This window comes from Rhizobium sp. 1399 (genome assembly GCF_031455475.1).
Classification (GTDB): Bacteria; Pseudomonadota; Alphaproteobacteria; order Rhizobiales; family Rhizobiaceae; genus Rhizobium.
In genome coordinates this window covers 84,878-97,346 of the sequence record NZ_JAVDSU010000011.1, presented here as the reverse complement: position 1 = coordinate 97,346, position 12,469 = coordinate 84,878, and the positions used below count along the sequence as shown (strand labels likewise).

General features: G+C 61.6%; 17 protein-coding genes. 8 read left to right on the top strand and 9 right to left on the bottom strand.

The window, feature by feature from the left end:
- Nucleotides 1-133 precede the first annotated feature (133 nt).
- Entirely contained in the window at nucleotides 134-1,075 is a 942-nt protein-coding gene (locus J2X71_RS28055) for a LysR family transcriptional regulator (protein WP_310387338.1), read from the bottom strand.
- 85 nt (nucleotides 1,076-1,160) lie between these two features.
- Between J2X71_RS28055 and J2X71_RS28050 the strand changes: the two genes are divergently transcribed.
- A complete protein-coding gene (locus J2X71_RS28050; protein ID WP_310387336.1) occupies nucleotides 1,161-1,874 on the top strand; it encodes an SDR family oxidoreductase in 714 nt (237 codons plus the stop codon).
- Nucleotides 1,852-2,253 (top strand): VOC family protein, encoded by a 402-nt coding sequence (locus J2X71_RS28045; protein ID WP_310387583.1) that lies wholly within the window; start codon nucleotides 1,852-1,854, stop codon nucleotides 2,251-2,253. The genes J2X71_RS28050 and J2X71_RS28045 overlap by 23 nt, the downstream gene beginning before the upstream one ends.
- An 80-nt stretch (nucleotides 2,254-2,333) precedes the next feature.
- Here the strand turns inward: J2X71_RS28045 and J2X71_RS28040 are convergent, their stop codons facing one another.
- On the bottom strand, nucleotides 2,334-2,984 hold the full coding sequence (locus J2X71_RS28040) for a dihydrofolate reductase family protein (RefSeq protein ID WP_310387334.1): 651 nt from the start codon (nucleotides 2,982-2,984) through the stop codon (nucleotides 2,334-2,336).
- 213 nt (nucleotides 2,985-3,197) lie between these two features.
- Between J2X71_RS28040 and J2X71_RS28035 the strand changes: the two genes are divergently transcribed.
- Nucleotides 3,198-3,956 carry a prolyl oligopeptidase family serine peptidase gene (locus J2X71_RS28035; RefSeq protein ID WP_310387331.1) on the top strand — a complete coding sequence of 253 codons (759 nt, stop codon included), beginning with the start codon at nucleotides 3,198-3,200 and terminating at the stop codon, nucleotides 3,954-3,956.
- A gap of 21 nt (nucleotides 3,957-3,977) precedes the next feature.
- On the opposite strand, the gene J2X71_RS28030 is transcribed toward J2X71_RS28035, so the two are convergent.
- Nucleotides 3,978-4,604 carry a TetR family transcriptional regulator gene (locus tag J2X71_RS28030; RefSeq protein ID WP_310387329.1) on the bottom strand — a complete coding sequence of 209 codons (627 nt, stop codon included), beginning with the start codon at nucleotides 4,602-4,604 and terminating at the stop codon, nucleotides 3,978-3,980.
- A 91-nt stretch (nucleotides 4,605-4,695) separates the two neighbouring features.
- Here J2X71_RS28030 and J2X71_RS28025 point away from each other — a divergent pair, with 91 nt between their 5' ends.
- Complete coding sequence (locus J2X71_RS28025; protein WP_310387328.1) at nucleotides 4,696-5,352, top strand: class I SAM-dependent methyltransferase; 657 nt, start codon at nucleotides 4,696-4,698, stop codon at nucleotides 5,350-5,352.
- Nucleotides 5,353-5,429: 77 nt separating this feature from the next.
- Entirely contained in the window at nucleotides 5,430-6,296 is an 867-nt protein-coding gene (locus J2X71_RS28020; RefSeq protein ID WP_310387326.1) for an SDR family oxidoreductase, read from the top strand.
- 15 nt (nucleotides 6,297-6,311) lie between these two features.
- On the opposite strand, the gene J2X71_RS28015 is transcribed toward J2X71_RS28020, so the two are convergent.
- From J2X71_RS28015 to J2X71_RS28005, 3 genes are all read right to left on the bottom strand, one after another.
- On the bottom strand, nucleotides 6,312-7,796 hold the full coding sequence (locus J2X71_RS28015) for an MDR family MFS transporter (protein ID WP_310387324.1): 1,485 nt from the start codon (nucleotides 7,794-7,796) through the stop codon (nucleotides 6,312-6,314).
- A gap of 312 nt (nucleotides 7,797-8,108) precedes the next feature.
- Nucleotides 8,109-9,245, bottom strand: coding sequence for a hypothetical protein (locus J2X71_RS28010; protein ID WP_310387323.1), 1,137 nt, complete (start codon nucleotides 9,243-9,245; stop codon nucleotides 8,109-8,111).
- A gap of 109 nt (nucleotides 9,246-9,354) precedes the next feature.
- Nucleotides 9,355-9,618: a DUF982 domain-containing protein gene (locus J2X71_RS28005; RefSeq protein ID WP_007817636.1), complete on the bottom strand. Its 264-nt coding sequence runs from the start codon at nucleotides 9,616-9,618 to the stop codon at nucleotides 9,355-9,357.
- Nucleotides 9,619-9,678: 60 nt separating this feature from the next.
- Here J2X71_RS28005 and J2X71_RS28000 point away from each other — a divergent pair, with 60 nt between their 5' ends.
- Nucleotides 9,679-9,993 (top strand): hypothetical protein, encoded by a 315-nt coding sequence (locus J2X71_RS28000; protein WP_310387320.1) that lies wholly within the window; start codon nucleotides 9,679-9,681, stop codon nucleotides 9,991-9,993.
- Nucleotides 9,994-10,286: 293 nt separating this feature from the next.
- Here J2X71_RS28000 and J2X71_RS27995 read toward each other — a convergent pair whose 3' ends face one another.
- Nucleotides 10,287-10,487 carry a hypothetical protein gene (locus J2X71_RS27995; RefSeq protein WP_113323899.1) on the bottom strand — a complete coding sequence of 67 codons (201 nt, stop codon included), beginning with the start codon at nucleotides 10,485-10,487 and terminating at the stop codon, nucleotides 10,287-10,289.
- A gap of 221 nt (nucleotides 10,488-10,708) precedes the next feature.
- Here J2X71_RS27995 and J2X71_RS27990 point away from each other — a divergent pair, with 221 nt between their 5' ends.
- Together J2X71_RS27990 and J2X71_RS27985 are read left to right on the top strand one after the other, a co-directional pair.
- On the top strand, nucleotides 10,709-10,882 hold the full coding sequence (locus J2X71_RS27990; RefSeq protein ID WP_310387318.1) for a hypothetical protein: 174 nt from the start codon (nucleotides 10,709-10,711) through the stop codon (nucleotides 10,880-10,882).
- Between the two features lie 134 nt (nucleotides 10,883-11,016).
- Nucleotides 11,017-11,247: a hypothetical protein gene (locus tag J2X71_RS27985; RefSeq protein WP_113323897.1), complete on the top strand. Its 231-nt coding sequence runs from the start codon at nucleotides 11,017-11,019 to the stop codon at nucleotides 11,245-11,247.
- Between the two features lie 14 nt (nucleotides 11,248-11,261).
- Here the strand turns inward: J2X71_RS27985 and J2X71_RS27980 are convergent, their stop codons facing one another.
- Together J2X71_RS27980 and J2X71_RS27975 are read right to left on the bottom strand one after the other, a co-directional pair.
- Complete coding sequence (locus tag J2X71_RS27980; protein WP_310387315.1) at nucleotides 11,262-11,897, bottom strand: DUF1109 domain-containing protein; 636 nt, start codon at nucleotides 11,895-11,897, stop codon at nucleotides 11,262-11,264.
- The gene (locus J2X71_RS27975; protein ID WP_310387313.1) at nucleotides 11,884-12,450 is read right to left on the bottom strand and encodes a sigma-70 family RNA polymerase sigma factor; all 567 of its coding nucleotides are present in this window, start codon (nucleotides 12,448-12,450) and stop codon (nucleotides 11,884-11,886) included. The genes J2X71_RS27980 and J2X71_RS27975 overlap by 14 nt, the downstream gene beginning before the upstream one ends.
- Between the last annotated feature and the right edge of the window lie 19 nt (nucleotides 12,451-12,469).

Below are 12,469 nucleotides of genomic sequence, written 5' to 3'. Positions count from 1 at the left end.
CGCGTGCGGGCAGTCTGTGTGGGGGCATTGGCTGACTAAAGCGCCAACAATCGGGCAGAAGATGGGCATTCCCTGTGTCTGGCAAGCTCAGATAAGGCAGAAGTGGTTGGAACGAAATCACTTTTTCGACAGATCAGCCGTGATCCGTCGACACTTCTGCCGGCGATGCCTTGCGCAGCCGCTGCGACAGGAAATCGATGCAGAGGCGGACTTTGGCTGCGGCCAACCGGCTGTGAGGGAAGACGACGTGGATCGGGGCGGCGGGCAGTTTCGCCTCCGGCAAAACGAGCTCCAACGCGCCGCTGTCGATATCGTCCTTCACATCCCAGATCGACTTCAGCACGAGCCCGGCGCCGAGCAGCGCCCAGCGATGCGCGAGCTCGCCATTGTTGGTGGTGAGCCTGGCCGTGACATTGGCACTGCGCCCATCCGCAAAGGTCCAGTGCGTGTTGGGCGGGTCTCCGAAGGCGATGACGTCGTGGGTGAGCAGATCGTCGATCACCTCGGGGCGGCCGCGGCGATCGAGATAGGCGGGGGAGGCGCAGATGACACGACGGTTGGGGGCGATCTGCCGGGCGATCAGGCTGGAATCGGACAGTGCGCCGAAACGAACCGCGAGATCGTAGCCGGCCTCGACGATGTTCACCAGGCCATCCTCGGTATCGAGATGGACGGTGAGATCGGGATGGGCCTGCTGGAATTCATGCAGGATCGGCGCGAGCCAGCGGCGGCCGAAGGCATAGGTGGCGGTTACTTTCAAAAGGCCACTTGCCCTATCCCTGCCGCTCGTCGCCTCGGTTTCGGCATCGTCGATCTCGGTGAGGATTTTTGTGCAGCGTTCGTAGAAGCGCGCGCCTTCTTCGGTAAGAGACAGGGAGCGCGTCGTTCTGTTGACGAGACGGACGCCCAGCCTCTCTTCCAGTCGAGACAGCTTGCGGCTGACGACGGTCAGCGAGAAGTTCAGCTCGCGGGCCGCGCCCGAGAGACTGCCGGCCTGAACCACGCGCACGAAGACGAGCATGTCGAGGAAATTGTCGCTCATATTCTTGCTGATATCGCAAGAGATAGTCGACAACAACACCTATTCCGGCAAGAGTGTTGTCGCGCTAGCTTCTCCTCATCGAAACCACGGCGGGATCGCCGCAAATTGGAGAGAGCAGATGATATCCCTGGCCAAACAACGCGTTCTCGTCGTCGGCGGAAGCTCCGGCATCGGCCTTGCCGTTGCGCAACAGGCTGCTACCGCGGGTGCAGAGGTGACGATTGCCTCGCGCTCTGCCGAAAAGCTTGCTGAAGCAGCCCGGTCGATTAGCGAGAAGGTCGAGACGGCAGTTCTGGATACGGGCGACAATGCCAGCGTCGAGGCATTCTTTGCCGCTCACGCCACTTGGGATCATATCGTCATTTCCGCGGCTCAGACGGCAAGCGGGCCGGTGCGCAAGCTTCCGCTCGATGATGCGGCGCGCGCCATGGACAGCAAGTTCTGGGGCGCCTATCGCGTTGCACGCGCTGCCCGCCTTGCCGAGCGCGGCACGCTGACCTTCATTTCCGGCTTCCTCAGCGAGCGCCCGTCTGCTTCGTCGGTACTGCAGGGGGCGATCAATGCGGCGTTGGAATCGCTGGCGCGGGGTCTGGCGCTGGAATTGTCACCGGTCAGGGTCAATGCGGTTTCGCCCGGAATGATCGACACGCCGCTCTGGTCGAAGATGGATGAGGGCAACCGCAATGCGATGTTCGAGCGCGTCGCTGGCAGCCTGCCGGCAAAGACGGTCGGGCAGGCCTCCGATATTGCCAATGCCGTGCTCTTCCTGATGGTGACGCCTTTTGCCACAGGATCGACGGTACGTGTCGATGGCGGCGGGGCGATCGGGTGATGCCATGCAGCTCGACCATGTGACGTTACGCACGGCGGATCTGGAAGGGACAAGGCAGTTCCTGCAGGATCTGCTGGGGCTGACGGTCGGCTACCGTCCGGATTTCGGCTTTGCCGGCTACTGGCTCTACAGTCGCGATGGGCCGATCGTTCACCTCATTCCCGGCGGCGGCAGGGCCGTCGGCCGGGACGCAGAGACAATCGACCATATCGGCTTCCGCCTCGAATGCTATGAGGCCTTTCGGCAGAAGCTCGACAGGAACGAAATTCCCTATTCCACCATGGATCTCGCCGAACTCGGCGAACGGCGCCTCTTCGTGCGCACACCTGGCGCCATTCTGCTGGAACTCGTTTTTCGCGAAGGTGGGATGTCTGATTGAACAACTCAGGGCCTATCGAGGACAATGCGTCGCGCGCGAATGACTGTCGTCGGCGTTTTGTCCTGCCGCTGGCGGCACGGCTACTGCCAGGTCCGGCGGCGTTCGAGCTCGGCCTCGGACGGTTGATCGGACGCGAACGAGCCGGTCTGGACTGCGCCGTTCCGCTCATAGGTCGCGACGACGATGCCGGTGCTCGACACCACCGATCTCGTGAGCTTGAGGGCACCCGGCGCCGCGCCGCCCTCGAACAGCCGCTTTCCCTTGCCGAGGAGCAGCGGGAAGGTCAGCACGGTCATTTCGTCGATCAGCTCGTTGGCAAGCAGGGTCTGGATGAGATTGCCCGATCCCTGGATGAGCAGGTCCGGCCCGTCCTCCTGTTTGATCTTGCGCAATGCCGCGACGATGTCGGGTCCAAGCGATTGCGAATTCTGCCAGGTGAGGGTTTCAGGCCGATGCGTCGCGACATATTTCACAGCGGGATTGAAGGCCCTGGCGATGTCGTCGTCCTGATAGGGCCAGTAGGCGGCGAAGATGTCATAGGTCCTGCGGCCGAGCAGCAGGGCAAAGGGCTTTGCGAAGAGCTCGCCGATCACGGATCCCATCGTGTCGTCCGCATAGGGGAATACCCAGCCACCAAACCTGAAACCGTTGACGGGGTCCTCGTCAGGGCCGCCGGGCGCCTGCATGACGCCGTCGAGGCTGACGAATGTGGAAGCGATGATCTTTCTCATGGGTGTCTCTCCTCGTGGTGATCCGCGCCATCAGGGCCAGATCTCGGCCTGAGGACGAAGCACGCGACAACATGCCGACAAATCCCGGGGAAATTTATGGGAGACTTGCCTCTCCGCATATGCGAGTTTTGCCGGGCAGAGCGGCAGGCGGCCTCAGTGGTGAGGTTCGCCTCCTGTCTGGTCTCATCGTTGGACGTGAATGCGAGGGTGAAAATGCCTGATGTGACACGACATCTCATCGATAGGGGTGACGGGGCAAATGTAGAGCTTTTTCAAGCTCAGCCCGAGAGCAAAACGCCTGCTGGCGCCATTCTGTTCGTCCACGGCAATCAGGGCGGCCGTCTCATCGGCGCGAAAGAGGCGGTCGATACCGGCACGCTGCTTCGGTTCTGTTCCCGTTTGAATATCACCGCGGCGGCGGTCTCGCAGCCGGGTTTCGGGGCTTCTGATGGACCGGCGGATTTCTGCGGCCCGAACACCCAGCGGGCGATCATGGCCGCACTCTCCTTCCTGCAGGAGCAGCCTTGCGTCGATCCTGATCGTATCGTTCTCTATGGCAACAGCCGGGGAGCGGTCGCCTCGGCCATGGTCGCGGCCCAGATTCCGGATCTCAGAGCCGTCATTCTGCGCAGTGGGGTCTACGACCTCAAGGCGGTCTATGAGGCCAGTTCGAAAGGCTTGCGGTGGGCGATCGAGCAGGAAGCCGGCCTGTCGAGCGAAGCCTTCCTGGCCCGCTCGGCTCTGCATCACGCGCCGAAAATCCGGGCGGAAACCTTATTGTTGCACGGAAGGCTCGATGAGCGTGCTCCCGTTGCCCAGGCCGAACTGTTCTCCGATGCGCTGTCCGACGCCGGAGTGCCGGTCATGCTCCACGTCTTCGAATGTGGGCACGACATTCCCCGGGAATATGCGCAGACGGCGCAGCGCTCCTTCCTGCAAAGGATGTTCGAGCCCGTTGTGACGTACCATTGAGCCGGTGGGCGGCCCCAATCGTTAGCCCAGGCTGCGGAGGTAGGCGCAGAACATGTCCGCCATCGCGTCAGCGAAGGCTGAGATCTCGCTCTCGTCATGCGCTGCCTCGGAAAATTCCTTTCCGACCGTGCTCATCGTCGTCATGACGAGGTCTCCGGCCATGGTCCGGATTGCGTCCGATGCGTTTGGCAGCGCTTCGCGCATGAACTGCTCGATAATGGGGTCGTCGGCCTGGCGTGCCTCCTGCGCTTCCGGGGCGTCGCGATAGAGGGGTGCCGCATCGTTCAGCGCCACCCGGACGGCGGCTTCCTCGCATTCGGAGCGAATGAAGGTGTGGACGAGGGACCGCAGCCGGTCGAGGGGCGGGCGGGCGTCGTCGTTCAAGACTTCGCCCAGCAGATGTGACGTCTGCCGCCATTCGTCGCTCTGCAGCCGGAACAGGATGGCGGCCTTGTTGGGGAAATATTGGTAGAGCGAGCCGACGCTGACGCCCGCCCTTTCGGCCACCCGGGCAGTCGTGAAACGCTGCGCGCCTTCCTGAGCCAAAACCTGAACAGCGGCCTGCAGAATGGCGTTTACGAGCTCGTTCGAGCGCGCTTGTCGCGGTGCTTTTCTTGAAGAAATTCCGCGGCTTGGACGATCGGCCATACCGGCGCTCCGCAAATGCGATTAGCGAATGCGACGGATTATTCGTATTTTCATTTCGAAAGCAAGCCATCCGAAATGAAGGATTTCTCTGATGAACACTCTCGCAAGCGCACCGCTCGCGCCGCTTCTCGATCAACTGTTTGCCGAGGCCGACAAGGCCACCAGCCCGGCCATGGCCGCGCTCTCCCGCGATGAGCGGGAACGGCTCATGCACAGCAAGACCGAATATCTCGATTTCTACGAACGCATGAAAGACCTGTGGCTGCCCGTTTCGCGCCAGACCGGAGAGCTGCTCTACATGCTGGTGCGCAGCACCAATGCCAGGACCATCGTCGAATTCGGCACGTCCTTCGGCATTTCGACGCTCTATCTTGCCGCTGCCCTTCGCGACAATGGCGGCGGGCGGCTGATCAGCAGCGAATTCGAGGTTTCCAAGGTCGCGCGGGCGCGACAGAACCTTGCCGAAGGCGGCCTTGCCGATCTCGTCGAGATCCGCGAAGGCGATGCGCTCCAGACATTGAGGACCGATCTTCCTGATAGTATCGACCTGCTTCTGCTTGACGGGGCGAAGTCGCTTTATCCAGAGGTGCTGGCGCTGGTCGAAGGCCGGCTTCGGCCCGGCGCGCTCGTCATTGCCGACGATGCCGATTACTGCCCCCAATATCTCGACCATGTCCGTTCGCCTGCAGGCGGATACATGTCCACGCCGTTTGCCGACGACATCGAGCTGTCGATGCGCATGGCCTGACTTCGACTATTTCCCGCACAACCACCCTAACCTCAAACAGGGCTGCCCGATCGGGCGCCCCGTCATGGAGATTTTCAATGCACATATTCGTAACGGGTGCGACCGGCTGGGTCGGCACTGCCATCGTCGAGGAACTGATCCGCGCCGGTCACAAGGTCAGCGGGCTGGTCCGCTCGATCGCAAAAGCCAAGGCCATTGCGGTCATCGGCGCAAAGCTCGTTCCGGGATCGCTCGATGATCTCGACCTTCTCGGCGAGGCCGCGTCCAAGGCCGATGCGGTGATCCATACCGCCTTCAACCACGACTTCTCGAAATTCCTCGACAATGCGGCGCAGGATGAGCGCGCGATCCATGTGCTCGGAAGCGCGCTTGCCGGATCGGATCGTCCGCTCATCGTCACATCCGGCCTGCTGGGCTTTCCGCTCGGTGCCACGGAAGCGGACCTGCCGAACCCGGCATCTCCTCGTAAATCGGAAGCCGCCGCCCGGGTACTTGCCGGGCAGGGGATACGCGCGGCCACGGTACGTCTTGCCCCGAGCGTGCACGGTATCGGCGATTATGGCTTCGTCCCGATCCTCGCAGGCATCGCCCGGGAGACAGGCGTATCCGCCTATCCTGACGATGGAGGGAATTGCTGGTCGGGCGTGCACCGGCTGGACGCGGCGCGTCTTTACCGCCTGGCGCTCGAAAGCGGCGTGACCGAAGCTGCTTATCATGCTGTCGCCGATGAGGCGGTGCCGTTCCGGCGGATCGCCGAGGTGATCGGACGCCAGCTCGGCCTGCCGGTGGAGTCTCGCCCCCGCGAACATTTCGGCTGGTTTGCCACTATGGCGTCAACGAACATGGCGGCCTCCAGCGCCCATACGCGCTGGTTGCTCGGCTGGCAGCCAACCTGCCGAAGCCTCCTCGATGATCTCGACCAGCCAGGCTATTACGCGCGCTAGGCTCGTCAGAAGCGTTCAATGCCCTCCCATCGGCTGTCCCTCGGGCTGGTTGGGCGGGCGTCTCACGTAAAGGGAAGCCACGACCGCTGCCAGCGAGATCAGTGCGCCGACGAAGAAGGCGGACTGCATGCCGCCGACGGTTGCCGTTGCGGCATCTGCTTCCCCTTGAGTCAGGATGCCTGCGCGCCAGGTCATGATGGCGACGTAGAGCGTGGTGCCTGCGGCACCGGCGACCTGCTGGGTGGTGCCGATGATGGCGCTGCCGTGGGAATAGAGTTTCGGCGGCAGCGAGCCGAGGCTGACGGTGAAGAGCGGCGTGAACATCAGGGCAAGGCCGATGCTCATCACGATGTGCAAGCAGAGTACGACCCAAATCGGCGTCGTGACGGTGAGGAAGGTCAGGCCCCACATGACGGAACTGAACAGGAGTGCGCCAGGAATGACCAGACGGGCAGGGCCGTAGCGGTCGAACAGCCTGCCGACGAAGGGGGCACAGAGGCCCATGATCAGGCCGCCGGGCAGAAGCAGCAGGCCGGCCGTCAAGGTCGTCTGCCCGAGTACGGACAAGAGGTAGATCGGTATGAGGATGAAGACGCCGAACATCGACATCATCAGTATCGCCATCATGCCGGCGGCGATCGTGAAGGTCTTCGTCTGGAGGGTGCGCAGGTCCAGCAGCGCCCGCTCGTGCTTCTGGAGATGAAGCTGCCGCCAGACGAAGATGGCGATGACGGCGGCACCGGCAACAAGCATGAGGCGGGGATCGAGCGGCGTCGCACTCGCTTCGGGCGCACCGAGCTCGCTGATGCCGAAGACGAAACTGCCGAAGCCGATGGCCGAGAGTACGACCGAGATAACATCGAGCGGCGCCTTCGACGGCACGGTGACGTTTTCGATTTTCGAGGCGCCGAGCGCGAGAGCCGCAAGCGCGATGGGCAACACCAGCAGGAAGAGCCAGCGCCAGTCGAGTGAAGAGAGGATGAGGCCCGAGATCGTCGGGCCGATAGCGGGCGCCACGGATATGACGATCGAGATATTGCCCATCGTCTTGCCGCGCGAATGCGGCGGCACGAGATTCATGATCGTCGTCATCAGCAGTGGCATCATGATCGCCGTGCCCGAGGCCTGGACGATGCGGCCGACGACCAGCATGGGGAAGCCGGGGGCAAGGGCCGAAACCAGCGTGCCGGCGGAAAAGAGCGACATGGCGAGGATGAAGACCGGACGCGTGTTCAGCCGCTGCAGGAGATAGCCTGTTACGGGGATGACGGTGGCCATGGTGAGCATGAAGGCCGAGGTCAGCCATTGGGCGGAGCTCGCCGGAATCTTCAGATCGGCCATCAGGTGCGGGATCGCCACACCCATGATGGTTTCGTTGAGGATGACCACGAAGGCGGAGACGAGCAGCAGGCCGATCACCAGCCTGTTGCGGGCACTATGGTCTTCGACCGGCAGTTCGGCCTGTTCTTCGATCTCTGAAAGCAAGGGTTCACTGGTCATGGCGTTCCTATATCCATATCTGAAAGAAGGAGTTCTGCCTTAAGACGAAAGTGCCGGGCTGATTGCGACACCGGGTATGCGTATTTCCTATGTCTTTATGCTGTCGCTTGGATGCAAGGCGATTTTTACGAGGCTTCGCTGTGATGTTAGGACAGGGCGTATCTTTTTCTCCCTCTTTCCTATGCTTGTCACAGGAATCCAACCACCGCGCGTCTGCGCGGTGAATGACTGGTTTTGTTGGGAGAGAAAGAGAAAGTCTTTCCTGCCCAAGGACTTGGGCAGAAGCATTTAACATGCGGAGCGCTATAGGCGCTACCGCACCGCAGGCAATCCCCATTCGTCCAGCGAAAAGGCTTCGGCTGGCAAGCGCATCTCCGAGAGAGCGACAGGGCGACGGCGGACTGATGTGGCGGTGTAGGGGAAAGCCAAATTCATTCCGCTGATATCAAGCTTGAGCGGCAGCCCGTCGCCTGTGAGGCATTCCCTGTTTCCGGCGTCCTGAATCCCCGGCATCAGATCAAACCATTCGCAGCTCTCGCCCTGGATTGTCTCGGCCTTGCCGAGCGAAACCTTCCCGGTCGTGTCATTGAATTTGAACGAGGCAGAGCCATCGTCTGCCGGACGCCTCGCCGTGAGCCTGCGATAGCCGCCTGCCTGCTGGTAGGAGATGCCTTGCGCTTCGAGCTTGTTCCAGATTGTGATGCGAAGGGAGCCGCCACGGTCCCGTTGTTCCCGATAGTGCCAGGGATAATGGCGCAACAGGCGGATCGTCGAGCCGCCTATGGTCTCCAGCGTGATGTCGAAATCGGGTTGGGAAGGATCGGCATTCTGGCTGTGGACCGGCCTGAGCCAGAATTCCGATGTCAGTATCTGCGATGGCGGGTAGATCTCCGCAGGGGCGATGGCGCGGCGGTCGAGGCTGGCGAGGCGGGTGTGATAGATCGGCACGTCATTCGGAGCGAGCAGCCGTGTTTCGATGACGATGCCGTCCTCGGTGACGCAGTTCTGGTCCCGCGCTATGAATGTCCCGGGCGAGGGCGATTTGCTCGCCGTTTCGCGCCATGTGCAGTGCTCTCCGGCAATGGTAGAAACCTCTGCGAGCGCCTGAGGCGCTTCTGTCTGCGTGGCATCCGGTTTCCGGTCACGAAGGAGAAGCTCGATATACGTGATCTCACCGTCCGCCTGCCTGCTCCAGCGCAGGACCGGCTTCGTCTCATCCGGTCCGAAGCCGATGCTCGTCCGTCCACCTCGCAGCGTCTCGCTCAGAAATATACCGTTGTGATGGACAATCGTGACGGTCGGATCGACTTTCTTGCCGTCTTTGTCGAGCGCCTGCATAACGGCGACGTAATCCGGTCGTGGCAGGGAGGTAGTAACACTCGACTGCGCGACAGCCGCCCCCGCGAAGGCCATGAAGGCGATTGTGCCAATGAGTGCTGCTGTCTTCATTGCTTCTCGGATCGTCGAACCTGCGCGCGTCATCGCGCCGCCGTCAGCAGATGACGGTTTTGCCGAGAAAATCAATGCAGCCTATGTCTTTTGCCTCAATGGACGCCGATCAATGGACAATCGTCAGCGCGGCGATGCCCGCCTCGTCTGCGGCGCGCAAAAACGCTTCCCGGAATTGCTCCGGGGCAACGTCTCCACAGATGGCGTCGATGCAGGCTTTGACGGCGATCATATATTCCTCGCCATCATCGAAAGGCCAGTCCCGGATCAGCAGGTATGCGGCGTCGCCGAGCGTACGCACGACGGTGTGCGTTTCCCGACCGCGCAAAACCAGCCCGACCGGCGCGAATGCCGATGACGTGTTCCAGTTCATTGTCCTCGACCCCTCAAGGCACGGAGATTGAGACCCTCCAACACACTATACGCGTGAATTATGAAATTCGGAATTGCGGAATGCGTGAATGTTGAGCACGTGACTTATTTGCCGCGGGCAAAAGAAAGGGCGCTCTACGACCTGATGTCGGAGCGCCCTGTGGCTGCATCGGCGTCAGTTGCGGCGGAGGCCGATGGCAAGCAGGTTCAGAAGACCGCATTTGGAACGAAATGGCAACGCCAGGTGCCGGACTACGCCCGCATGCGGCCTGCAATCCACAGGGTTTCCACAGCTTATCCACAGGTGCGGCCTAATCTCCTCCAACGCTTTCAACGACATATGCCCGAAAGCAATCCCGCTGCTCCAGATGGGTGATGTGACCGCCAGACGACACCGGGAATATCTTCAGGGCAAACTGCCCGAAAGGCCACAATGCCGGGCTATGGTGGCCCTCCCTCCTGGAGCGCTAGGCGGCGGACGCTCGGAGGTGGGAGGCGGCAGGCATGCATGAGGGCCTGCCGCCTTCATCATCAGGCGTTTGAGACAAATCGGCGGATTTCAAGAAGACTTTCGAGGCTCGCGCCTTCGCAAATAAAAAGGACCCGCTCACTTGGGAGCGGGCCTCAGGGGTGCCCGGAGTCGGACGGGCATCGGCAAAAAAGGGTCAATCAGATATAGGCCGCGGCATCGACGCTCCAGCTATCCGGCATCTTCGACGTCGCAAAGCTGCTGTCGTTTGCAGGACGGGCGTGCTGACGGGCGGCAGCATCGAGCAGGGCCGCAAAGGATGCCAGGCTGATCTTGTCGGCGCGAAGCATCTGGCGGATCAGCGGATCTCTCAGCATTTCCGATGGCGTCATCTCGTGCATGGTTATCCTCCAGGAATTGGTTTCCCAACGCTCAAAGCATCTTAAGCCCGTATTGCTATCAATGCATGTCGCGACGATGGCGAAAAGACGGTAAATGAGGTTCATTCGGGTTAGCTCCAATGTGGGATTGGTCTGCCATTTTGTCGGATGCTACCGTAGCGCCTGCGAGGTGAACCGTAGGGGAGGACGGGCGTATGGAAGCAAGACACGGGGAAGCAAGAATGTTCGACGAGATCATCGTGGGTCTGAACACGCTCGAGGCTGAGATCGCCACGATCAACACCAAGCCCCTACCTCTCATGGATTTGAAATATGCGGAGGCCGAGTTGAAGGCCAGGCCCGCAAAGGTGCGCAAGCGCCTCGGCAAGACGAGAACGGCGAAATCGAACGCATGACATCACGCTTTGGCAACGCAATTTTGACCATGAGCGTATTTTCTGACGTTCACTCACATTTTGCCGATTGCATGTCGCTGGGAAAACCGCTTTCTTGTGATCCACACCCCTAATTTAGAGATATCCTGACTGCAATGAACCGTTACGACATCGAGCGCCGGAACGGCGACGACTGGACTGTCATCGACCGGCTGACGGGCGCACCCGTGCCGCATCTGCCGGAAAAACTCGGAAGCAGGCTTGAAGCCCAGGCGCTTGCCGATTTTCGCAACCGGCTGGCCATCCCGCAACAGGAGCGCATTCGCTCCCGCCTCGATACGCTGCGGCTTGCCTGGCAGGCGCTGACGGGCAAGCGGACGCGTTAGAGCGTCGTGCGTCGCTACCAGCGGAGGATTTTTCTGCCCAGCAGGAATCCGGTTGCCGTCGCGACCAGGATGCCGATCGAATACCATGTCGCCAGAAACAGCGGGCTGTCGTCGGGGCAGTGCCAGGCATAGATGGCGGCCGCAATGCCGCCGGCGGCAAGACCTGCCACCGCACCCGCCGTGCCCGGACTTTCGGGGGCGCCCTGGCGGACCGAATAGAGGATAGCGGCAAGCGGCGCGATCGAAAGGGTCGGCACGTAGAACAGGCAGAAGGCGGAGAAATGCCCCTCCATGCTGCTTGCCCAGTTCGCCTGCGGCACGACGAGGAGTTCGGTCACGATGCCGGCAATCAGAACCGCCAGCGGCAGGATGAGCGTCAGGGCCGCCGAGCGCAGCGAGACGCCCGGTTTGCCGATCCGGAAGGCGAGGCGGGTGGCCGTCACGGCGATCAGCAGGGTGGTGCCGAGCTTGAAAAGGACCCGCGGCGTCTCGATCATCTCGGCCATGTTTCTGCGGATGCCGATGGTGGAGATGAGAAGTGCGGCTGAAATCACCACGCCGATGACCAGTGCGATCATGAAGACGCGGCCAAAGCGGATGCGAACGCGCGCATCCTTTGCCAGCATGTTGATCAGGTCATCCGTTTTCACGCGTGTTGCTCCGATAGAGGGCCGCCAATCCTTTGAGCGCCCTGTGCAGCGCCACTCGCACGGCGCCTTCCGTCATCTGTAGCCGGTCGGCCGTTTCGCGGATACCGGCGCCGCCGAGCGAGATCGACCGCACGATTTCGCGCTGCGGGTCGCGCAGGCCTTCCAGCATGCGGTCGACGTCGATGCGGTCGGCGCCATCCTCCTGGTGGTCGGCTTCCAGCGTTTCCATCACATCCTCGATCGGCACGCTGACATGGCGGCCACGCCGGCGCAGGCTGTCAATCAGCTTGTTGCGCACGATAGTGGACAGCCAAGGGCCGATCGGCCGCGAAATATCCCAGGTCCCGCGCTTCAGGTGCACTGCCAGCAGAACTTCCTGCACCACGTCTTCCACCTCGCTCGGCGGGGCACCGAACTGGTCGCAGCGCCTGCGCGCAATCGAACGCAGATAGGGTGTCACGGCCTTCAGGAAACGGTCATAGGCCAGCGCGTCGCCGGCGATTGCCGCGCGCATCCAGGCTGCCCATTCCTCTTCGCGGGCCGAATATTTCATCCGCTACTCACCTCTACGC

Bases quoted from the DNA above. Each gene is read 5' to 3' on its own strand.
- J2X71_RS28030 (WP_310387329.1), bottom strand. From the start codon at position 4,604: ATGGCCGATCGTCCAAGCCGCGGAATTTCTTCAAGAAAAGCACCGCGA.
- J2X71_RS27995 (WP_113323899.1), bottom strand. From the start codon at position 10,487: ATGCACGAGATGACGCCATCGGAAATGCTGAGAGATCCGCTGATCCGC.
- J2X71_RS28045 (WP_310387583.1), top strand. From the start codon at position 1,852: ATGGCGGCGGGGCGATCGGGTGATGCCATGCAGCTCGACCATGTGACG.
- J2X71_RS28025 (WP_310387328.1), top strand. From the start codon at position 4,696: ATGAACACTCTCGCAAGCGCACCGCTCGCGCCGCTTCTCGATCAACTG.
- J2X71_RS27990 (WP_310387318.1), top strand. From the start codon at position 10,709: ATGTTCGACGAGATCATCGTGGGTCTGAACACGCTCGAGGCTGAGATC.
- J2X71_RS28050 (WP_310387336.1), top strand. From the start codon at position 1,161: ATGATATCCCTGGCCAAACAACGCGTTCTCGTCGTCGGCGGAAGCTCC.
- J2X71_RS28040 (WP_310387334.1), bottom strand. From the start codon at position 2,984: ATGAGAAAGATCATCGCTTCCACATTCGTCAGCCTCGACGGCGTCATG.
- J2X71_RS28035 (WP_310387331.1), top strand. From the start codon at position 3,198: ATGCCTGATGTGACACGACATCTCATCGATAGGGGTGACGGGGCAAAT.
- J2X71_RS28000 (WP_310387320.1), top strand. From the start codon at position 9,679: ATGAAATTCGGAATTGCGGAATGCGTGAATGTTGAGCACGTGACTTAT.
- J2X71_RS28005 (WP_007817636.1), bottom strand. From the start codon at position 9,618: ATGAACTGGAACACGTCATCGGCATTCGCGCCGGTCGGGCTGGTTTTG.
- J2X71_RS27975 (WP_310387313.1), bottom strand. From the start codon at position 12,450: ATGAAATATTCGGCCCGCGAAGAGGAATGGGCAGCCTGGATGCGCGCG.
- J2X71_RS28020 (WP_310387326.1), top strand. From the start codon at position 5,430: ATGCACATATTCGTAACGGGTGCGACCGGCTGGGTCGGCACTGCCATC.
- J2X71_RS28010 (WP_310387323.1), bottom strand. From the start codon at position 9,245: ATGAAGACAGCAGCACTCATTGGCACAATCGCCTTCATGGCCTTCGCG.
- J2X71_RS27985 (WP_113323897.1), top strand. From the start codon at position 11,017: ATGAACCGTTACGACATCGAGCGCCGGAACGGCGACGACTGGACTGTC.
- J2X71_RS28015 (WP_310387324.1), bottom strand. From the start codon at position 7,796: ATGACCAGTGAACCCTTGCTTTCAGAGATCGAAGAACAGGCCGAACTG.